Source organism: Saliphagus infecundisoli, assembly GCF_020177375.1.
Classification (GTDB): domain Archaea; phylum Halobacteriota; class Halobacteria; order Halobacteriales; family Natrialbaceae; genus Saliphagus; species Saliphagus infecundisoli.
In genome coordinates this window covers 33,015-54,077 of record NZ_JAIWHV010000015.1, presented here as the reverse complement: position 1 = coordinate 54,077, position 21,063 = coordinate 33,015, and the positions used below count along the sequence as shown (strand labels likewise).

Annotated in this window: 17 protein-coding genes; 8 read left to right on the top strand and 9 right to left on the bottom strand. The window is 59.8% G+C overall.

Annotation, left to right across the window (positions count from 1 at the left end):
• Nucleotides 1–127 precede the first annotated feature (127 nt).
• Complete coding sequence (locus LCF40_RS15390) at nt 128–2,359, top strand: DUF3604 domain-containing protein (protein WP_224829122.1); 2,232 nt, start codon at nt 128–130, stop codon at nt 2,357–2,359.
• A gap of 140 nt (nt 2,360–2,499) precedes the next feature.
• On the opposite strand, the gene gyrB is transcribed toward LCF40_RS15390, so the two are convergent.
• Nucleotides 2,500–4,431, bottom strand: coding sequence for a DNA topoisomerase (ATP-hydrolyzing) subunit B (gyrB, locus tag LCF40_RS15385; RefSeq protein WP_224829121.1), 1,932 nt, complete (start codon nt 4,429–4,431; stop codon nt 2,500–2,502).
• A 362-nt stretch (nt 4,432–4,793) separates the two neighbouring features.
• Here gyrB and LCF40_RS15380 point away from each other — a divergent pair, with 362 nt between their 5' ends.
• The 4 genes from LCF40_RS15380 to LCF40_RS15365 all read left to right on the top strand — a co-directional run bounded on the left by LCF40_RS15380 (nt 4,794) and on the right by LCF40_RS15365 (nt 9,526).
• Nucleotides 4,794–5,846, top strand: a complete 1,053-nt coding sequence (locus tag LCF40_RS15380) for a metal ABC transporter substrate-binding protein (RefSeq protein WP_345777856.1) — start codon at nt 4,794–4,796, stop codon at nt 5,844–5,846.
• Nucleotides 5,843–6,667 carry a metal ABC transporter ATP-binding protein gene (locus LCF40_RS15375; RefSeq protein ID WP_380682580.1) on the top strand — a complete coding sequence of 275 codons (825 nt, stop codon included), beginning with the start codon at nt 5,843–5,845 and terminating at the stop codon, nt 6,665–6,667. Before LCF40_RS15380 ends, LCF40_RS15375 begins: the two co-directional genes overlap by 4 nt.
• The gene (locus LCF40_RS15370; RefSeq protein WP_224829119.1) at nt 6,664–7,749 is read left to right on the top strand and encodes a metal ABC transporter permease; all 1,086 of its coding nucleotides are present in this window, start codon (nt 6,664–6,666) and stop codon (nt 7,747–7,749) included. The genes LCF40_RS15375 and LCF40_RS15370 overlap by 4 nt, the downstream gene beginning before the upstream one ends.
• 349 nt (nt 7,750–8,098) lie before the next feature.
• Nucleotides 8,099–9,526: an endo-1,4-beta-xylanase gene (locus tag LCF40_RS15365; protein WP_224829118.1), complete on the top strand. Its 1,428-nt coding sequence runs from the start codon at nt 8,099–8,101 to the stop codon at nt 9,524–9,526.
• An 11-nt stretch (nt 9,527–9,537) separates the two neighbouring features.
• Here the strand turns inward: LCF40_RS15365 and LCF40_RS15360 are convergent, their stop codons facing one another.
• The 4 genes from LCF40_RS15360 to LCF40_RS15345 form a co-directional block, all read right to left on the bottom strand.
• Nucleotides 9,538–9,786, bottom strand: coding sequence for a hypothetical protein (locus LCF40_RS15360; RefSeq protein ID WP_224829117.1), 249 nt, complete (start codon nt 9,784–9,786; stop codon nt 9,538–9,540).
• A 562-nt stretch (nt 9,787–10,348) separates the two neighbouring features.
• A complete protein-coding gene (locus tag LCF40_RS15355; protein ID WP_224829116.1) occupies nt 10,349–11,152 on the bottom strand; it encodes an E3 ubiquitin ligase family protein in 804 nt (267 codons plus the stop codon).
• A gap of 227 nt (nt 11,153–11,379) precedes the next feature.
• Complete coding sequence (locus LCF40_RS15350; protein WP_224829115.1) at nt 11,380–12,084, bottom strand: DUF4013 domain-containing protein; 705 nt, start codon at nt 12,082–12,084, stop codon at nt 11,380–11,382.
• A gap of 209 nt (nt 12,085–12,293) precedes the next feature.
• The gene (locus LCF40_RS15345; RefSeq protein WP_114577157.1) at nt 12,294–12,641 is read right to left on the bottom strand and encodes a winged helix-turn-helix domain-containing protein; all 348 of its coding nucleotides are present in this window, start codon (nt 12,639–12,641) and stop codon (nt 12,294–12,296) included.
• Nucleotides 12,642–12,880: 239 nt separating this feature from the next.
• Between LCF40_RS15345 and LCF40_RS15340 the strand changes: the two genes are divergently transcribed.
• Both LCF40_RS15340 and LCF40_RS15335 read left to right on the top strand, forming a co-directional pair.
• Complete coding sequence (locus tag LCF40_RS15340; protein WP_224829114.1) at nt 12,881–13,309, top strand: DUF7522 family protein; 429 nt, start codon at nt 12,881–12,883, stop codon at nt 13,307–13,309.
• A 97-nt stretch (nt 13,310–13,406) separates the two neighbouring features.
• Entirely contained in the window at nt 13,407–14,261 is an 855-nt protein-coding gene (locus LCF40_RS15335; RefSeq protein WP_224829113.1) for an MBL fold metallo-hydrolase, read from the top strand.
• Nucleotides 14,262–14,612: 351 nt separating this feature from the next.
• Here LCF40_RS15335 and LCF40_RS15330 read toward each other — a convergent pair whose 3' ends face one another.
• The 4 genes from LCF40_RS15330 to LCF40_RS15315 all read right to left on the bottom strand — a co-directional run bounded on the left by LCF40_RS15330 (nt 14,613) and on the right by LCF40_RS15315 (nt 19,396).
• Complete coding sequence (locus LCF40_RS15330; protein ID WP_224829112.1) at nt 14,613–15,761, bottom strand: ABC transporter ATP-binding protein; 1,149 nt, start codon at nt 15,759–15,761, stop codon at nt 14,613–14,615.
• Between the two features lie 155 nt (nt 15,762–15,916).
• The gene (locus LCF40_RS15325; protein WP_224829111.1) at nt 15,917–16,774 is read right to left on the bottom strand and encodes a carbohydrate ABC transporter permease; all 858 of its coding nucleotides are present in this window, start codon (nt 16,772–16,774) and stop codon (nt 15,917–15,919) included.
• On the bottom strand, nt 16,774–17,721 hold the full coding sequence (locus LCF40_RS15320; protein ID WP_224829110.1) for a carbohydrate ABC transporter permease: 948 nt from the start codon (nt 17,719–17,721) through the stop codon (nt 16,774–16,776). The genes LCF40_RS15325 and LCF40_RS15320 overlap by 1 nt, the downstream gene beginning before the upstream one ends.
• A 67-nt stretch (nt 17,722–17,788) precedes the next feature.
• Nucleotides 17,789–19,396 carry an ABC transporter substrate-binding protein gene (locus tag LCF40_RS15315; RefSeq protein WP_224829109.1) on the bottom strand — a complete coding sequence of 536 codons (1,608 nt, stop codon included), beginning with the start codon at nt 19,394–19,396 and terminating at the stop codon, nt 17,789–17,791.
• 276 nt (nt 19,397–19,672) lie between these two features.
• Between LCF40_RS15315 and LCF40_RS15310 the strand changes: the two genes are divergently transcribed.
• Nucleotides 19,673–21,058, top strand: a complete 1,386-nt coding sequence (locus LCF40_RS15310; RefSeq protein WP_224829108.1) for a sulfatase-like hydrolase/transferase — start codon at nt 19,673–19,675, stop codon at nt 21,056–21,058.
• The last annotated feature ends 5 nt before the right edge of the window (nt 21,059–21,063 follow it).

The window sequence follows — 21,063 nt, the reverse complement described above, 5'->3', positions numbered from 1 at the left end:
TATCCGGGTTTAGGGTGTAATACGCATCATATTGAGAGATTATGTTGACGGTTGTGGAAAGCTTAATATGAGGGGACGGGCACGAGCGAGTGGAATGTCCGGGAAGGACATTCGGAAATAGAAGATAATGAGTGGAAGTATACAAGAGCTGTTCGGCGAAGAAGAAACACCGGAAGAAGAAATCGAGAAGCACTATGGAACCGTCGATATCTCGACCGACGAGGTGACCGCCGGGGCCTACGAAACCTGGACCATCACGTACACTGTCGGCCAGTTCGGGTTCGACGACGGGACGAGAATGAAGGTCTCGACCAACCAGACCAGCGACTGGGGGCGACCACAGTTCGACGAACCCGAGGAACCGAACTACTGTACGGTGTCGACCACCGGTGAGGCGACCGTCGAGGGACGATGGGACCGCTACTACCAGAATCCAAAACCGTGGGGCGACAACGTCATTATCGACACCTACGACGGCTACCTCGAGGAAGGCGACGAAGTCACGATCACGTACGGTGATCGATCCGAGGGCAGCCCCGGCCACCGTATCCAGTCGTTTCCGGAAACCGCGTTCCACTTCATGTTCCAGATCGACATGCAGGGAACCGGCGACTACGTCACCCTCGACGAACTGGAGTACGAGATCTTCGCCGGCGAACCGACGTCGCTACAGGTGTTTGCGCCGTCGGTGGTTCAGCCCGGCGAACAGACCGAGATCGTCGTGCGTGCACTCGATTACTTCGGAAACACCGCCCGCGACTTCTCGAGTACGCTCGAGGTCGAGCTCTCGGACGACGAGGCCGATTTCGTCGGCACCGTCGACGCCGATGGACCGGTCACGTTTATCCCGGTCGAATTCAGCTCTGAAGGCGTCCACCGCGTCACCGTAAGCGACGCCGATCGCGACTGGAGTCAGACGTCAAACCCGCTTCGCTGTGATCCCGAGAGCGAACACTCGATCTACTGGGGTGATATTCACGGCCAGTCGGGGAAGACCGTCGGTACTGGCACTATCGACGAGTATTTCCAATTCGCACGCAACGAGGGGATGCTCGACTTTAGCTCCCATTGTGCAAACGACTTCCAGGTCGACGAAGACTATTGGGAGGAGATCAAAGACGCGATCGAAGCCTACCACGAACCCGGCGAGCACGTGACGCTGCTGGCAAACGAGTGGTCTTCGAACACCGTCTCCGGCGGTGACCAGAACGTCTACTATCGGAACGTAGACGAACCACTCGTCGCCAGCGGGAGCTGGCAGGACGGTGAGGGATTCAACAAACACGAGGGCGTCTACCCGATCGAAAACCTCTACGACTACTACGAGGGTCGCGATGACGTCCTGATCTTCCCACACCAGGGTGGCCGTCCCGCCCGGCTCCGCGATCCGGACACGATCGATACCGATCTGACGACGTTCGTCGAGATCAACTCCATCTGGGGCGTCTTCGAGTGGCTCGGCCACGAAGCGATCGAGCGCGGCTACAAGGTCGGCTTCAGCTGTGGAAGCGACGACCACACTGGCCGACTCGGGGCTGCACGGCCGACCAGCCAGTTCGAAGTGGACGAAAAGGCGAACCTCCAGGCGGCCGATTTCAACGTGAAGGGCGGACTGATGGGTGCCAAAATGGAGGCGTTAGACCGAGATTCCCTCTGGGAGTCGCTCTCGGAGCGACGCGCGTACGGGACGACTGGCGAGCGAATGCTGCTCGACGTCGACCTCGACGGGAACGACATGGGTGCGGACGTCACGGTCGATTCCGCCGCCCCGTTCTCCGTCGAGGCCTACGGAACCTCGCCGATCAAGCGCATCGATCTCTTCGACGGTGCGGAGATGATCGACTCCGTCGACCTCACCGATGGAAACGACCTCCTCGAGTTCACCTGGAGCGGTGCCCGTTCAAAGAACCGACACAAGGTTCTCCAGGCCGACGGCTCGCTCTCACTCTCGAAGGGGATCATCAACGACGCGACCGAATTCGGCTTCGATCATCCAGATCAGGGTATCACTCGCGTCTCGAGCAACGCCATCGAGTGGGACAGCACGATTTCGGGCAACTACCTTGGCATCAAAGTCGATCTCGATGCGCCTGACGACGCCAAACTGGCGTTCAGCGTGCCCTTCCTCGACGAAACGTTCGAACTCGATGAACTCGATGACGAGATGATCGTCGAGATCGAGGAGTATCTCGGCGTCCAACTTGCTGTTCGGCGCGTTGGTGAAGCCACCGAGACGGATGTCGAACTCGAGTTCGATCTCTCGGACCAGTCGTCCGGTGAACATGCGTACTACGCCCGGGTCATTCAGGAAGATGGTGGCATGGCCTGGAGTTCGCCAATCTATGCGACGATCGAATAACACGGATAGCTAACGAAATCCAGCCGCACAAGGTCGTGTGCGGCTGGTAGTGAATCTGCGCGTAGTGTCCGAGACCAACACGGACACGGGAGGATTCCTCTCGGTGGCTTCTGCTTTCAGACGGAAAATAATTTACTTGGCTATATGTCGATCCACTCGGCTTCCGGAGCGTGATCCTTGATGAACTGTTTTCGCGGGCCGACGGCGTCGCCCATCAACACGGAAAACATCTTGTCGGCGGCGGCGGCGTCCTCGACGGTGATCCGTTTCAGGATGCGGTTTTCGGGATTCATCGTCGTCTCCCAGAGCTGTTCGGGGTTCATCTCGCCGAGCCCTTTGAACCGCTGGACGCGGGTCGGAGAGCCGTTGCATTTCTCTTCAACGATCTCGTCGCGTTCGGCGTCGGTCATCGCGTCGTAGGTCTCCCCTCGATATCGAATGCGGTACAGCGGCGGCTGGGTCGCGTAGACGTAACCGCCCTCGAGCAGCGGGCGCATGTGCCGGTAGAAGAAGGTCAGCAAGAGCGTCCGGATATGGGCGCCGTCGACGTCGGCGTCGGTCGCCATGATGATCTTCTTGTAGCGGACGTCGGCGACGTCGAACTCGTCACCGATCCCCGCGCCGATCGCGGTGATCATGTTCCGGATCTGGTCGTTCTCGAGGATGCGGTCCAACCGGTGTTTCTCGACGTTGAGCACCTTCCCCCGGATGGGGAGCACTGCTTGAAACTCGGGATCGCGAGCTTGTTTGGCGCTCCCGCCTGCCGAATCCCCCTCCGCAATGAACAACTCGGCTCGCTCGGGATCTTTCGTCTGGCAATCCGCCAGCTTTCCGGGCAGCGACGTTGAGTCGAGCGCGGACTTCCGGCGCGTGAGCTCCTCGGCTTTCTTCGCGGCCTTCCGTGCTTTCGCGGCTTCGACGGCTTTCATCACGATCGCCTGAGCAGTATCGGGATGTTCCTCGAAGTAGGTGCTAACACCTTCATGTATGATACTTTCAATGACTCCTCGTACCTCGCCATTAGCGAGTTTTGTCTTCGTCTGGCCCTCGAACTGGGGGTCGGGATGTTTGACCGAGATCACTGCCGTCAGGCCTTCCCGGATGTCCTCGCCCTGGAGATTCTCCTCGAGATCCGAGAGCAGATCGTTCTCGCCCGCGTAGTCGTTGACACACCGTGTTAGCGCGGTCTTGAACCCGGTGAGGTGGGTGCCGCCTTCACGGGTGTTGATGTTGTTCGCGAAGGCATGGATCGAGCCTTGGGGTTCCTCAGTGGCTTGCATCGCGATCTCGACTTGGACGTTCTGCTCCGTATCTTCCAAGTAGATCTCGTCCTTGTGCATTACTGACCGTGTCTCATTCAGATACTCGACGAACTCTCGGATGCCTCCGTCGTATTCGTAGGTTTCGCTGACAGGGTCGCTCTCTTCGGCATCCTTGTGCTCATCCCAGAGGGTGATCGCGACTCCCGAATTGAGGAAGGCCAGTTCCCGGAGCCGGTTCGAGAGCGTCGAAAAGGAGAACTCCGTGGTCGTGAAGACCTCCGAATCGGGCCAAAACTGGATCCTGGTTCCCGTTTGTTCGTCCGGTGCCATGTCACGAAGCCGTTTCATGTCGCCAATGGGTTCGCCGGATTCGAATGCGTGCTGGAAGACGCCACCATCTCGTTTGATCTCAGCTTCAAGACGCTCCGAGAGGGCGTTAACGACTGAGACACCGACACCATGGAGACCACCGGAAACCTGGTAGGACTTGTTGTCGAATTTGCCGCCGGCGTGTAGGACGGTCATGATGACTTCGAGAGCGGGCCGATCGTACTCTTCGTGGGTGTCAACGGGGATTCCCCGGCCATCATCAGCGACACTTACTGAGCCATCATCGTGGATTGAGACGGTGATATTGTCACAGTAGCCAGCTAGTGCTTCGTCGATCGAGTTATCCACCACTTCGTATACGAGGTGGTGCAGTCCTTGTGAGTCGGGTGAGCCGATGTACATCGCTGGCCGCTTACGGACGGCCTCTAATCCCTCTAATACTTGGATATGTCCGGCACTGTAATCGTTTTCTTGAGCCATTCGTTACCTAAAAGTGGGTCTATTCCCCAAATAGATAAGTTATACGGGGCCGACTGAACGCCTGCGAGAAAGATGATCCCTGGCGCGCGGGCGAAAGACCATCCGAGCTTCGGTGAACGAGAGGGAGCCGGCCCACTGTCGGGTCGTTCGGAAGCAATACTTGCTCACGGCCTTCCCGCCGACAGGTGTAGAGCAGCCTCTACCCACGCGAACAAGACAGTACGCTTCTGGCGGTCGTTCACCTCATCTGCCACGTTTCCACGTCCATAATCTATATATGTGGGCGTAGCAAATTGAGAATTAGATACGGCTAATCCAGAGTTTTGATAACCATGTCACACGAGATATCTGACGGGCGAGCAGTGACGCGACGGGACGCGCTTCGTACAGGCGGTGTGGCGGTGCTGGCGGGAGTGGCCGGATGCACGGCGCTGCCGAGCGCGCCGGTAGAGACCGGGAGTGATAGTGACGATGGGAGCGACGGGCCGGTCGCCGTGGCCTCGTTTTTCAGCTTCTTCGACTTCGGCCGGCAGATCGCCGACGGGACCCCGCTGACGGTAGAGAACCTCGTCCCGACGGGACTGCATGGCCACGGGTGGGAGCCCAACGCTGATATCACCCAGCGCATCATCGAGGCGGACGCGTTCATCCACGTCGGGGACGAGTTCCAACCCTGGGCCGACCGCGCCATCCAAACGATCACGGCCGACGACGTCGAGACGGCACTCATCAACGTCCGGGAGGGCATCGATCTAGCGGATCTCGCCTCGTCCCTCGACCGCGAGGAGGAGGGGGTGGGGGAGAATCGCGGGAAAGATCCCCACTTCTGGCTGGATCCGCGACGCGCGAAGCAATCCGTCGATAACATCGCCGACGGATTCGCCGAGATCGTCCCGGAGCACGCCGACACCGTCCACGAGAACGCCAAGGCGTACAAGACCGATGTGCTCGACCGCATCGACGCGGATTACGAGGCCGTCTTCGATCGATCCACGCGCGATATCGTCCAGTTGGCCGCGCACAACGCGTTCCAGTACATTGGAGTGCGCTACGGCGTGCAGATGCGGCCGTTAGTGACGAACTTGGCGGCGAGCAACGACGTCAAACCCGAGGACGTACGCGAAGCGGCGGAGATCATCCGAGAGAACGAGATCACGTACATCGCTAACGGGGTCTTTGAGTCCCAACGCCCGGCCCAGCAGCTCGTCCGCGAGACGGCTGTGGAGGCGTACTTCCCCGTGACGCCATACGCCGGCGTCCGCGAAGACTGGGTCGCGGAGAACTGGGGGTATGAAGAGATCGCGTACAACATCAACATGCCGACATTCGAGATCGTCCTCGGCAACAAACCACCCGAGGACGCAGCTCCGTCGGAGGACTGGCTAGAACAGTGGCGAAATTTTGAACCGATATGAGCACACACGACACCGATTCCGGGAGCGCAGCCGGCACAGCTGAGCAGACGCCCACCACGATGGAGTCGGACGCCCCAGCGACCGAGCCGGTCATTGACGTTTCGGAGGTCACCTTCGGCTACACGGCAACACCCGTGGTCGAGGACGTCTCGCTGACGATCGACCCCGGTGAGTACGTCGCCATCGTGGGGCCGAACGGCTCTGGGAAGTCGACGCTGATGCAGCTGATGGTGGGCCTGCGTGAGCCTGACAGGGGTACAGCCAATCTGTTCGGTGAGCGCGCCGCCCGTTTCGACGACGGCGAGCGGGTCGGCTACGTCGCCCAGCAAGCCAGCGCGACGAAGGAGATGCCGATCACCGTTCGCGAGGTCGTGAAGATGGGGCGGTTCCCACACGTGGGGTTTGGCCGCCTGTCGAGCGCGGACTGGACCATCGTTGACGACGCGCTCGCGACCGTCGGGATGAGCGGGTTCGCCGACCGGCGCGTCACACAGCTCTCGGGTGGCCAGCGCCAGCGTGCGTTCATCGCGCGGGCGCTGGCGAGCGAGGCCGACCTGCTCGTCCTGGACGAGCCGACCGTCGGCGTCGATGCCGAGTCGGTCGACGCCTTCTACGACCTGCTGGCAGCGCTCAACGCCGAGGGTATCACCGTCCTCCTCATCGAACACGATCTCGGGGCGGTCGTCGAGCACGCTGACCGCGTCGTCTGCCTGAACCGCGAGGTCTACTTCGACGGCCCGACCGACGAGTTCGTCGACAGCGACGCGCTGGCACGGGCGTTTGGAACCGAGGCGAGGTTTCTCGGGGAGGTCGACGGATGAGCGTGGACGTCGCGGCCACGCTCGGAGCGAGCGTGCTCGCCATCGTAGACCCGTCGCTCTTGCTCTCGCTGCAAAGCTGGCTCGGCGCCGTCGGCGACCTCGTCTTCGGCGTCCTCCTGTGGGTTTTGGACCAGTGGTACTGGCTGATGGACTGGGTGTACTACGTGACGGGTCTGGAGATGCTGAACCCGCGGTACCGGTTCATGCACCGGGCGATACTCGTTGGGCTCTGTGTCGGCGTGATGGCGCCGCTCATCGGGACGTTCCTCGTCCACCGACAGCTCGCACTCATCGGAGACGCGCTGGCTCACACCGCGTTCGCCGGGGTCGCCATCGGGCTGTTCCTGAACGCCGTCATCGACCTCGGAGTATCACCATATCTCACCGCCGTCGTCGTGGCGATGATCGCCGCGCTCTTCATCGAGCTCATCTCCGAAGTCACGGACGCCTATAACGACGTCTCGATGGCCATCGTCCTGTCGACGGGGTTCGCGCTGGGAACGACGCTCATCAGCCTCAATGCGGGCGGACTCGCCGTCGGCGTCAACCAGTTTCTCTTTGGCAACCTCTCGACGGTGTCGCCCCAGAGTGCGGCCATCCTCTTGGTGCTGTTTGCCGTCATCGTCGGGACGGTGGCCGTGACGCGCAACCAGCTCCTGTACGTGACGTTCGACGAGACCGCAGCCGCCGTCTCCGGCATCCCCGTCAACTGGTACAACCGGGTGATGGTGATGCTGACGGCGATGGTCGTCGTCGGCGCGATGCAGATCATGGGCGTCATCCTCGTCGCTGCGATGCTCGTAGTTCCAGTCGCGGGCGCGACCCAAGTGTCCCGAAGCTTCTCCGAATCGCTCGTTGTTTCGGTCGTCCTCGCGGAGCTCGCAGTGTTGTTGGGTATCGCCGTCGCCTACTACGGCGGGGTCACGGCCGGTGGGGTCATCGTCCTCGTGGCCGTGGGAATCTACATCTGCGCCATCGCGCTGGGCAAGGTCCAGTCTATCCGGGGTGAACGGACCACGCCCGACATGGGGAGCATTGAGGCCGACAGCGTAGACGTCAACACCGGGACGGGGGATGACTGATGGTCCCAGCAACGAACCGCCCGTTGGCGGGCGTGGGAAGCCCACGAGATCACCGTGGGAGTATATCTCCGAAGCAACTCCGAACGTACTGTCCCCTCACGCTCTACGAATCCACCACGCCACTCCCACGCGGTCTGCTCTCACAGTCCACTACTGGCGGATCTCCCTGAGAGCGATCGGCGGCGATCACCCCGAGAGACACCCGCTTGAGGAGCCACCGGAGACGATAGTTGTCCACGTGCATCCGAGACGGACACCAAAACGGGTCTATTCCCGACCCGGAAACACTGTCTCGTATCCACGCATTAATAATCATAAGAATTAGTTACAGAAACCGTGGGAAACATCCATGACTAATAACGACTCGGGTCCGGAGTCCGGATCGGAGAGCCAACGAGACACCCTGTCGATCGATCGCCGTGGGTACCTGCAGACGCTCGGTGTACTCGGAACGCTTGGCGTCGGCACGGCAGCAGGAGGAATGCCGGCTGCAGCGGCGCAGGACCCAGTAACCTACGATGGTCGTTCCGAGGACGCACCATGGCGCGAGGCCGCCCACGAACGCATCGAGGAGATCCGGAAGACGGACTTCGAGGTCGAGGTCCGCAATCCTGGCGGCCAGCCGATGAACGATGCCACGGTCGACGTCACAATGGCCGACCACGCGTTCGACTTCGGGAGTGCCGTCTCGGTGAGTCACATCCTCGGCGACAGCGAGGATGACGAGCGCTACCGCGAGACGTTCCTCGAGGACTTCAACAAGGCCGTCATCGAGAACGGGCTGAAGTACCCCTCCTTCCTGGGTCCCTGGGGTGACAGCAAGGAGGGCGCCATCGAGACGCTCGAGTGGCTCGAGGAACACGATATCCCGGCCCGCGGACACTATCTCCTCTGGGAGGAGTACGGCACCGACGGCGGCGGCGGCATGTCGATCGACAACCCCGACTCGCTCTCGGACGAAGAACTCCGCCAGCTCGTCACCGAGCGCATCCAGAACCACGCGACCGACGTCGGAGACTTGGTCACCGAGTGGGACATGCACAACCACCCCATCTGGCAGCCCAATTTCCGCGCCGAGGACGGGGCCGACCTCGGTTGGGACGCCGTCCTCGAGTGGTGGAACGCGGGGGCCCAGGCGACCGACGGCGAGCTGTACACGAACGAGATGGGTGCGGTCGCCGGCGATTTCTTCCGCGACCAGCACTACGAGTTCGTCGAACGGCTCCTCGATGATGGGGCGCCCGTCGACGGGGTCGGCTTCATGGGCCACGTCCAGCAGCCCAACGGGAACGTGACGCCCCCGAAGGAGCTGCTCGAAACCTACGACATGTACGGCGACCTCGGTCTGCCGATCCTGATCACCGAGTTCGACATCCAGATCGAGAGTCGTGAGAACGAGGAGCTGGTCGAGTGGCAGACCGACTTCCTTCGGGACTTCTTGACGGCGTCGTTCAGCCACGAGGCCGTCGAAGGCGTCATGTCCTGGGGCTTCTGGGCCGGCGACCACTGGCGACCCACCGGTGCATACTACAACGACGATTGGACGGTGCGGCCCCACGGCGAGAAGTTCCAGGAACTCGTCTTCGAGGAGTGGTGGACCGACGAGCGCGGCGAAACCGGCTGTGACGGCCGGTACACCACGCGTGGGTTCAAAGGAGACTATCAGATCACCGCTGAGAAGGGGGAGCTCTCCGGTGAGACCACCGTCTCGATCGACGATGACACCGAGACCGTCACTGTCGATCTCACCCCGCCCGGGAGGAGGGGTTCGAACTAACAGCACTCACGTCACTCCTCGATTTCGTCGAATCCGTTTTCGAGGTCCACCAGGTCGCGGTCGAGCCGTTCGACGTGCAACTCGAGTTCGTCGACGCTCATCAACGCTAGACGGAGGAACTTGTCGTCACGGTCGGGCATGAGCGGTAGTCGGCTTCCCGTGGTGGCTGGTCCCGTTTGTTCATCGTCGCGGGATCGCTTGCGGACCAGCTCTTCACGTGCGGCACGGCGTTCTCGACGGAGTAGTTCGGCATCGTCCATGGGTTCTCTCCACGCCATCGATCGCAGCTCGCTACGGCCCTCCAACGGGCGGTCGCGCGAACCGCTTACTGACGGCGTATCCTGTCGGTCAGTGGTATCCACTGCATACGAGTCCAGGCGATTGGATGGCCAGTCCGGATAAGTATGTTCCCCAGCCCTGAATGGGCATCACACTCACGCCGATACGGGTTCACGGAACGACGGAGACGCGAAGAGGGATGGACTGAACCTCCGACACCAGTATCGTTCCGGTCGGCTGCCGACACCGACATCTCATGAGGCCCGTATTCGAGACGGTCGTCCGAGGAGGCAACGAGCCGAGGGTGCGAGTTCGAGGCAGGTACTCGAGTGTGTTTTCGACGCGATCCGCTAAGAGTGCTGTTGACCCCTTCTCAGACGGTTTACGCCCCGAAGACACATAGCGCGAGGCGACGGTCAATTACATCGCCAGTACCGGCTGGCCCACCGCGAAGACAAGCCCCGTCACCAAACGCGAGCCGTAGGTGAGCGTTAGGGTGGGGTACTTGACTGCATGGATTCGTGCAGTCGATCTTCTCTCTCGCTACGTGAGGACGACTCCGGTGACGACGAGGACGAACACGCCGAGAAGTCCGGCGACCAGGGCGCTTTTGAGGGTCCGGGACAGCGCCGCTGTCTCGCTCCCGTCGGCGAGCACGAACAGGGTCCGACCCAGGAGCCGATCGGCGAGTCGCTCGCGGACTCCCCTCTCCTGTGTGTGGCCGATGACCGCGTTGACCTCGCCGGCCGCCGTGCTCGCGGTCGGGTCGTGGCGTGCCGGCCCGAAGACGTAGACGGGCTCGCCGACGTCGATCCGGCGTTCGATGTACCGGCGGTCCCGTCCGAGGTCGATCCCGAACCCGCCCAGCTCGAGCGTCGAGAGGAAGTCGCCGATCGCGGCGGGCGGCGTCTCGTCCACCGGTGAGCGGACCACGCGCTCGTGCTCGAGGCGCAGGGTCGCGCCGGCCGGCTCGACCAGCACGCTTCCGGTGTCGTCCTCGACGCGAAACGGGACTCGTTTCTCGCCCGAATCGATCGTCTTCCACGTCCGATCGCCGTCTTTGTCCCGGCGCAGCTCCTCGATCGTGTACTCGTAGACAACGCAGTCGGTGCCGGTAAACGGCGCGGCCAGCGCCTTGGTCGTCGCGCTGACGACGCCCTCGATCTCGACCGGTCCCGGGTAGTTGGCAACGTCCGCGACGGTGTGGCCCGCCGTCGTGTGCATTCGGTAGGCCGTCCGTAGCTCCGTGAGTCCATAGCCGAACGCGACCAGGGCACCGACCAGTGCGCCCGCGAGCAGCGCGAGCTGGCCGAGTCCCGTCGGCAGCGTCACGCCGACTGCGATCATAGGCCGGTGGCGTCGCGTTGATCGCCGTGTCGACCGGTCACGAGGCTCTCCTCGCGCCGCCCTCGCCGCGTCGTCCAGTCTGCGAACGGTGGTGTCCCTCGAGGGCGCATCTCCTGGCGAGTTCGGTCGTGTGGATCGGTCGTGGGTCCGTGGATCGTCTCATGAGTGGTCATTGTGTGGTAGTTCCAAAAGGGTGCAGCCAGTCGAGCGAGGACGGGAGCGCTCGCTCAGATCGCGGCGTTCTCGTCGATCGCGTTCCCGTCGGCGACGTCGACGACGTGCATCTCGGCGTAGGTCCGCCCGTAGATGTACGCGACCGTGACGGCCACGTAGAAGCCGACGAACGCGCTCGCGATGGCCCCGAGCACCGGGACGATGTTCAAGAGCCCGGCGACGACGCCGAAGGCGACGCCAGCGACGAGGGCGTAGGCGAACGCCCGCATGTATGCCCGGTTCGTGAGCATCGGGGTAATGTCACCGACGGCGAACCCCGCGCCGAGACGACCGGTCTCGGCGTAGTTCAGGAGCGCGGCGGGAAGGACGTAGGCCACTGCGAGCCAGAGGCCAGCGGTGAGGAGACCGCCGGTAAGCAGGACGAGCCCGCCGGTCAGGGCGCCCGCGTCGCTGCCGGAGGCGAGGCCGGCGAACCCGAAGACGAACGTCCCGCCGAGGACGACGGCAGGGACCAACCCGTAGACGAAGGCGATGACGTAGCCTTTCAGCCCGTCGACCGCCAGGGCTCCCCAGTCGTCGAAGACGGGCGGCCGTTCGGTGTCGCCGTGCATCGTCGCACGGAACACGCCGAGGAGATATCCCATTACGACGAACGCCGGGATCAGCAGGAAGCTGAAGACGGTGAGGAGTCCGCCGATGAGGACGGTGCGCTCCCAGTCGGTGCTAGTCCGGAGGTACTCGAACGCTGTGGTAAGCATGGTGGTGTGGTGGGAGAACGAGTCGATGACTCATACTCTTGCTATAGTTGATAGGTTCTCAGAGGAGATAACTGTTTCGAGGGTCTGTGGGATTCTACTCTCCGAAAACACGGTCCAACTCACACCGGTTCATATCGATCTCCTATCAATATACTCGTCAGAAGGGATTGCCTTCGACGCGGCGTCGCCCCCACGTGTACGACGGGAGGCTACTCCGAGTCGCCGTCCTCGGACTCGCAGCGTGCGAACCCGGCGGCGCCGGCCTGGTCGTCGATCTCCGCAGTCGGCCCCTCGAGCAGTGCCTCGAAGTCGTCTACCTCGCCGTACTTCTCTCGGTGGATCAGGGCGGCCTTTCCATTCGGGGTGATCTCATAGAGGCCCGAGCGTTCGGCGGGCCCGATCTTCCTGATCAGCCCGTAGTCCGCTAACACGGGCAGCCGGGTGTTGATGTTCTGGCGGCTCTTGCCCGTGTGAGCCTGCAGGTTCGTCGCGACGTTGCGCCCTCTCTCTTCGAGCGCCTCGAGGATCAGGAAATCCGTCGGCTGGCGCAGTTTCATACCAGCCACTACCTCGTTCCGAGTGATACGTCTTCTGACTAGCTCCGGCATCCGAACGTCGTCTCCGGATCCGTTCGACGGAGACTCGCTCGTTCCCGGTCGACTGGTGGCCGGCGCTCGGCCGCCCGTTTTTTCAGAGAACGATACCTTTTTGATGGTTATACTTTCACTATACGACATGGGTTTTCTCGAAACGGGCCGTCGCATTGGGCCGACGAACGCCACCGAGGGGATGGCGTATGAGTGACAATGAGGCTGACCTGATCGAGTTTCTGCTTGAGGAGACCGGCGACACGCTCCATATGGTGGTCGAGTACGACCCGGAGGGGTGGCGGTTCCTGTATGGCGAGACGGCGGTGTACGAACAGGTCGAAAACTGGGATACCAACAGCGAGGACGTCGTGCAGGCGTTCAGGGACGAGGCTCGCGGCAATACCGACCGAGAACGGCTCTTCGACGTCGGCTCGTTCTACTGTTCGCTTCACCTCTTCGACGAGTTGATCCTCCTCCATTTCAACCAGCCCGACGAACGGGGCGTTATCTTCGGGTATGAACCCTCGGCTGCGGCCAATCTCACGACGTTCGTCGAGCTCTGCGTGCCACACCTTCGAGACCATGCGCTGTCGGGTCTCGACGGCGCGCCGGCGTGGGGCGAACAGTCTCGGTGAGGATCGCTGTCGTCGGAACCTTTAGGCCCAGCCGTACGAACTGCTGTTCTATGACCCGACGCGGGGAGACCGACGGGACGACTCGGCGGGTGTGTCGATGACGATCACCAGCGACTGGGGCGAGTGGTGGATTCGCGAGGAGCTGGAGGGTGTCGAGGTTGAGAGCGTCTCGCTGTGGTTTCTCGGCGTCACCGGGTGGGCCATCCGGACGCCGGAGACGACCGTCTACATCGATCCGTACTTCAGCACCGAACGGGACCGCGAGTACATCGCACGGATGCCTCCCGTCCCGATGGAGCCGGGATGGGCCGAGGAGTGTGATGCCGTGTTCTGTACCCACGACCACCGCGACCACTTCTGGCCGCCCTCGTTCGGCCCGCTGCTAGACCACGGTGGTGCCGTCCACGCCCCGGCCGAGTGCTACGACATCCACGATGTGAGCGACGTTCCCGAGGAGAGCCAGGTCGCCGTCGAACCCGGCGACAGCGTCGCGGTCGGGGAACTGACCGTCCACGTTCGCGGCGGGAACGACCCCGACGCCGCGGGCAGCGTCACCTACGTCATCGAGACGCCGGAGGGGACGGTCTTCCACGGCGGCGACAACCGTCCCTGCGAGGCGCTCGACGCGGTCGGTGACGAGTTCGACGTGGATCTCGGAATGGTCTCGTACGGAACCACCGCCCGCCGGCTGGGTGACGACGGCGAGGTCGTCCGACGAAAACTCTACAACGACGCCCAGGACGTGATCGACGCCGCCAACGCCGTCGGTATCGACCGACTCGTACCCACTCACTGGCGTCGCTGGCGGTCGATTCAGGCAGACCCCGGCGCGCTGAAGGCGGCGGCGACGACGTTCGAGTACCCATACGCCATCGAGGAGGTCGAAGTCGGGGACCGTCTCAGGCTCGATCGGCCCGGTGTCGTCACCCCGACGCATCTCGACGACGGCTGAGAACTAGATCGCCACGTTCCCTCTGGATATTTAGGTGTTGCAGTGACCACTCAAGGTGCGGGAGGATGTCACACATATCCTGTATTGAAAATCATTTTAAATATGGACACTCCAGTAAACTATAGCCGGATATCCGCGTCTGTTTCTGCATTAGGAAAATATCTAAAAAAGTTGTTGATATAGAATCTGATATATAGTGCAAATATGGTCTTCAACTAGTTCAGTTATTGAGCTTCAGACCGCCGAATTTGTTGACAAGCCTCTCCTTTGCTAAGATCACAAGTTTGTCTAAGAAATATGATAGCTATAGTACAAGTAATATCTTGTTATTCTTCACTGATGTGAGTTCTGCTAATGAATGCGTTCTTCTCTCTCGTTGAACAGCCAGATTTTGTCGGTGTCGAAGTCAACCCCTTTCACGCGTTCAGTGTCCTGAACCTGTCCTTGGGGTTCTGTTACCGTAAATGGCGTCTCACCTACGGTGAAGTAGATTGCGTCGTGTTCCCCATGTAGTTCCTTTACATCGATCTCGGCGTTGAAGATTCCTTCTGATTTGGGCACGACGTGCATGTACTCGGGTCTAATACCTAAAAACACCATATCACCATTTGAAGCTGCAAACTCCGAGGCCCGGACGTTTGGGAGCCTAACTTCAAAATCATCGGTTTCAATATATATTTCTTCACCGTTGATCTTGGCGGTTCCCTCAAATATATTCGTTGACGGTGAGCCGATAAATTTCGCGATGAACAGGTTCTTCGGTTGATTGTAGATCTCGTACGGCGTCCCCACTTGCTGGATCTCCCCGTCCTCCATGATGACGATCTTATCTCCTAACGTCATCGCTTCCTCTTGGTCGTGAGTAACGAAGATCATCGACTTCCCGAGTTCACGCTGGAGGCGCTTGATCTCGGTCTGCATTCGGTCACGGAGGTTCGCGTCCAAGTTGGCGAAGGGCTCGTCTAGGAGGAATGCAGTTGGTTCCATCACCATTGCCCTGCCGATACTCACACGCTGTTGTTGTCCGCCGGAGAGAGCGGTCGGTTGACGATCGAGCGTTTCTGCGATGTCCAAGAGCTCGGCGGTTTCCTCAACCTTCCGTTTCTTTTCGTCTTTCGAGAGGTCCGTCTTCATATCCAGACCGAACCGTATGTTCTCTCTGACGGTCATATGAGGAAACAGCGTGATATTCTGGAAGACGAACGCCAAATCCCGGTCTTTTGGCTTGTCAAACGTGACGTCTCTCCCGTTGAGGATGACCTCCCCCTCGTCAGGGAGTTCGAGTCCCGAGATACACCGTAGCGTCGTCGTTTTCCCACACCCAGAGGGACCTAGGAAGACGACGAACTCGTCTTCTTCTATATCAAGGTTGAAGTCATCCACCGCAACGACAGTGCCGTTGGAGAACGTTTTTCGAAGACCGTTAATGTCGATATAGTGCGCCGGCTCTTGGGTTTGTTCTGCCGGACTGATCTCTTGCGAGTCTCGTGATGAACTCATATCCCATTGGTACATCCCCTCATGGGGGGTTATACTTATTGGATTTCTTCTTTCCAAACTTCGAAGGAAAAAACCACCCAGCGCGTTCTGGACTCGTAGCGGATTCACCTGAAAGAGCGGATGAGTATCACCTGAAACAAATGGAAGCAGATCGGCTACGAAGCGCTGACGGCGAACGCTTCGGAGATATACCGCCGTGCGAACAGGTAGAGGGTGACGGGCGGCAGGCCGATGATCAACGACTCCGACATGAGCAGCTGCCAGTCAGTCGCCTCGCCGCTCCCGCCGTTGATCGTCTGGTAAAGCTGGACGACTGCTGGTTGCGGTCCCCTGCTGTCGGTCACCATGTTCGCGAACAGGAAGTCGTTCCAGCCGTTCAGGAAGGCCAGAAAGAGCACGGCGATGATCGCTGGTTTCGCAAGCGGTAGCACGACCCGGACGAACGCACTCCACTGTGTGCAGCCGTAGATTTGGGCTGCTTCTTCGAGATTGCTCGGCATCTTCTGAAAGAAGTCCCGCATGATCCAGATCGCGAACGGAACGACGAACGTCTGATGGCCGAGCCATACTCCGGGTAAGGTGTTGTAGAGACCGAAGTCGTACCAGAGATCCGTGATCGGAATCACGAGCAGCACATGGGGAAACAGCAGCGATAGAATGATGATGTAGAACAGCGGTTTCTTCCACGGGAACGATGTCCGGGCGTACGCGTACGCCCCGGGAATCGCGACGACCAGGGCAATGGTGACCGTCCCGGTCGCGATATATAGGCTGTTGAGTAGGTTTGGCTTGAGATCCTCGTAACCGTCGATCCAGGGTTGGATCGTGGGCTCTTTTGGGATCAGGTAGACGTCCGTCGCATAGATCTCGACCAGGGGCCGAAAGGACGCCGAAATAACCAGGATGAGTGGGACGAGAACCATAAGCAGGAACATTCCTAGCGTCGAATAGAACAACAGCTTGTAGAGGATATCGGATACCGACAGTTGAGCTCTCCGAGAGGCGGTGCTCATTAGAACTCCACCTCCCCGCTCTGGCGCTCGAATTCACGGAGGAAGATCATTACTGCCCCGAGTGTAATAAGGAGCAGTATGATCCCTACCGAGTACGCTCGACCCATCTGACCGGCGAAGTACGCGTCCCTGTACAGTAGTAATCCGAGTACGGACGTTTCGTACCCCGGGCCACCCGTGGTCATCTGGAACGGCTGTGATACCTTCGCCAAGTTCCAGATGAGTCTGAGGCTCACCGCGACGAGAATCGCCGACTTCAACTGTGGGAGCGTAATCTTCAGGGTTTGCTGGAGTCGACTGGCGCCGTACATCCTCGCGACCTCGTACTGCGTTTTGGATATTCCTTCCCGGCTGGCGAGGACGATTAGGAAGACGAACGGCCAGAACGTCCAGCCGGCCACAAGGGTGACGACGACTAAGGCTGCGGTCCCGCTCGATTTCCAGAATATCGGATCGGAAAGGATCCCGATATCAACCAGCAGCGTCATGATCGGGCCGAACTCGGGATCAACCAGATATAGCCAGAGAGTGCCCGTCACGACGGGCGGCATCGCATACGAGATGAGAAAGGCCCCACTGGTCAGCTTTTTTGGGATGCCTCTCATATGATACACCAGCAGTGCGGCGACGACACCTAGCACCATGTGGATTACTGTATTAATGCTATAGATCAGGGTCACTCTTACCGACGTCCAGAACGGCTCCCAACCGAACAGGAATTCGTAGTTGCCCAGCCCGATCCACTCGTTCTCGCCGAGCAGTGGCCAGTTAAAAAGTGACATGTAAACGCCTCGTATGAAGGGCACCCAAAGGAGCAGACCGATCAGTATCAACGCCGGCATCACCAGCAGATACTCGAATCTGTTTTCTCTGAACGTTGTTCCCGCGGACTGGTACCGATTGAACAGTTGGCTCTTATACGTCTGGTACACTGATGAAACGCTCATATTGTATGGGTAAGATTGACACGGGTATTAGTTGTTGCGGTTCGACCAAGGGCGAAAGCGGGTCTCTTCAGCTACTCAACCGCTCTTCTGCGGCCTGTTGAGCGTTCTCCATCGCCTCCTCTGGAGAGACGTCACCGGTGAGTGCCTCCTGTAGGGTCGGCGGCACGTCGGTATAGACGACGGCAGTGTTCCGGGGGTGGTTCTGCCCGAAGAATTCGGTGTCACGGATCGTCGAGAGCATTTCGAACATCGTCGGAATGACGACGTTGTTGTTCTCTTCGGCAGTGGATTCGGTTTCATCCCAGGAATCCTCGCGGAGCGGGAGACGCCCGTAGTCTTGGGCCGCTCGAACTTGGTACTCGACGGACCCATAGGTTTGTTCGAGGTACTGGGCAGCGGCGCGCTGGGCTTGTTCCCATTCCTCTGCGTCTTCGCCGTCCGGAGGGGTAGTGAAACAGAAACCCGAAAGATTGCCCCGGGCGATAGCATCGGGGTACTCCTCGGATCCCCACATCGTCCCGTACATCAGGTCGTCAATGAGGTCGGGAATTTGGTCTCTGATGTTCGGGAAAGTGAATAGTTCGTGCCACGCCATTCCGATTCGTTGCTCGCGCAGCAACGCCCCTACCTGCTCGTCCTCCGCGCTCGGCGTAGAGGGGGGTGAGAGTTCATGTTCGGTGTAGACCTCACAATATTTCGTAAATGCTTCCTTCCAGGCGTCGTTGGAGAAGTTGACGCTTTCCCAGTCCTCGGTGTAGATCGCGCCGTCGATGGGTCCGCCCTCGTGATAGGCCATCACTGGGAGCATGTTGTCAAGGATGTCTCCGCCCGCGCCAAAGATCAGGGTCCCGAAGTCGACCGGGCCGTCCTCTTGGAGCGTGGTGGCCATCTCAATGTATTCGTCATACGATTCCGGCGGGAAGTCGTCGGGGGACAGTCCCGGTGTCTCTTCGAAAACCGACCGTCGTGCGACCATCGGAGACCGCGCATCACCGAACATTGGCAACACTGTTCGAGACATTTCAGTACCCCTGAACTGCGCCGCGGACGGCTCTAGCCACGGTTCGAACTGTTCACGGAACTCGTCACTAAAGAAGTCGATGTAGTCGTCAACGGATTTGACGACGCCCATGTCGATCATGGTCCCAACGTTTGCGCCCGCCTCAAAGACGTGCGGGTAATCGTTGTTCTCGAACGATTGTACCCATACCTGTTGGTTTCCAGCTGGGTTCTCGGCTTTCCGTATGTTGACCGTAGCACCTGAATCGCTCTCGAACTGTTCGACTGTGTCGTCGACGTAGGTTTCGGCGGCCTCGGACTGGGACCAGTCGACGCTCCAGAAGGAGAAACTCTGGCCCTCTATGTCCATACTCTCGTTGCTGTCGTTCCCGCCGTTGCCGTTACCGTTGCCGTTCCCACCGTTTCCGTTGCCGTTACCGTTCCCACCGTTGCCATTTCCGTTTCCGTTGCCGTTCCCGTTCCCACCGTTACCGTTGCCGTTACCGTTCCCACCGTTGCCATTTCCGTTTCCGTTGCCGTTACCGTTCCCGTTGCCGTTCCCACCATCCCCTCCGACACAACCGGCGAGCCCCGTCGCCAGACCAGCACCTACCAGCTTGAGATAGGGTCGGCGTGATACGATACGGTCTCGGCTGTCATTATCTACCATGTCCATCTGGAAGGATTGCGTAGAAGGTAATAAATCTTTTCTAGGATATGTGGCTACTTCGGAGTCTCACCTACTGGAAGATACCAATCAATCGTTGAGCAGGCGTAACAATCGATAATCCTCAATCCATTTGTATTGACATCTTGAATAGAGAGCGGATCCTCGGGACCGGTTTAGAATCAGGATCAGAAGCAAAATTGTAGTTGGCCGGAGAGGGTACGCGATTCGGATTCGCGTTGATTCTGCCGGAGTTTTTTTAAGCGACGGCGCTATGCGGTACCTATGCCGGACCGACCGAATATACTGTTCTTGATGGACGACGAGCACCGGCCGGATGTACTGGGGTACGCCGGCGACGACACCGTCCGAACGCCGACGATCGACTCACTCGCGGAGACAGGGACCGTCTTCACTAACGCTTACACGCCATCGCCCGTGTGCGTCCCGGCCCGCCAATCGTTAATGGCCGGCGAACTGCCCAGGACGTGTGGCTGTCTCGGTTGGGATGATCTTGACCCCGAATACTACACCTTCTCCCGTCACTTCGCGGAATACGGGTATATGACGACCTGCGCGGGAAAACTCCACCATCAAGGCTGGGATCAGATGCAAGGATGGCGCAAGCGCCTTGGACCGACCCCGATGAAGCGGCCGCTCCATCACAAGTACCTCGAGAAGAAAGACCCGGATGCCTTCGACCGATGGGAGAAGGACTACGACCCGGGCAGCGAGTGGAAGTGGTCCTACTCGAAAGAGGTCAGGCGTGCGGGGGTCGGTGACTCACGTGTGCAGGTGCAGGACCGACGCTCGGTCGAGGGTACGGAGCAGTACATCTCCCAGTATTTCAATAGTCCGTACTACGACCGACAGCGGGCCGATGAGCGGCCGTTGTTGCTGAAGGTCAGTCTCATCCAGCCCCATTTCCCATTCTTTACAACCCAGGACAAGTTCGAATACTATCTCAATCGGGTTGATCCATATCTCGAGGAGCCACCTGATCACTCTTTCCTCCGAAAATATACCGTTGAACCGGGAGTAGACGCGTCCGAACGAGAGTTGCGCCGGGCGACAGCGGCCTACTACGGGATGGTCGAAACTGTGGACGACTACTTCGGGCGGATCATGGCTGCTCTGGAGGCCGCTGGCGAGAACCTCGAAGAGTGGATAATCGTCTATACCTCGGATCACGGCGAGATGCTGGGAGAACACGGAGTATGGGAGAAAAAGAAGTTCTACGAGGCAAGCGTCCGCGTTCCGCTTGTCATCCGATGGCCCGAGCGCTTTGATTCTGGACGGGTCGAGAAGAACGTCAATCTGTGTGATCTATACGCGACACTCGCCGAGCTGGCCGGCCTGCCGATTCCTGATGGACTCGATAGTCGTAGTCTCGTCCCGCTCATAGAGGGGGTCGAGGATGACTGGCAAAACGAGACGGTCAGTCAGTTCGATGGGCAGAACTTGATGATCAAGCAGGATCATCTGAAGTACCAGTACTACGGTGAGGAGCTGCCGGAGATACTCTGGGACCTCGAGCGCGATTCATCCGAAACACGAAACTTCATCGACGATCCGGAATACACCGATGCTGTCGATCGCTTCCGAGATCGACGCGACGAACTCGGATACGGTCCGAATCCGAACCTCGAGTACGAGGGAGCCGGATACTGAGTCCG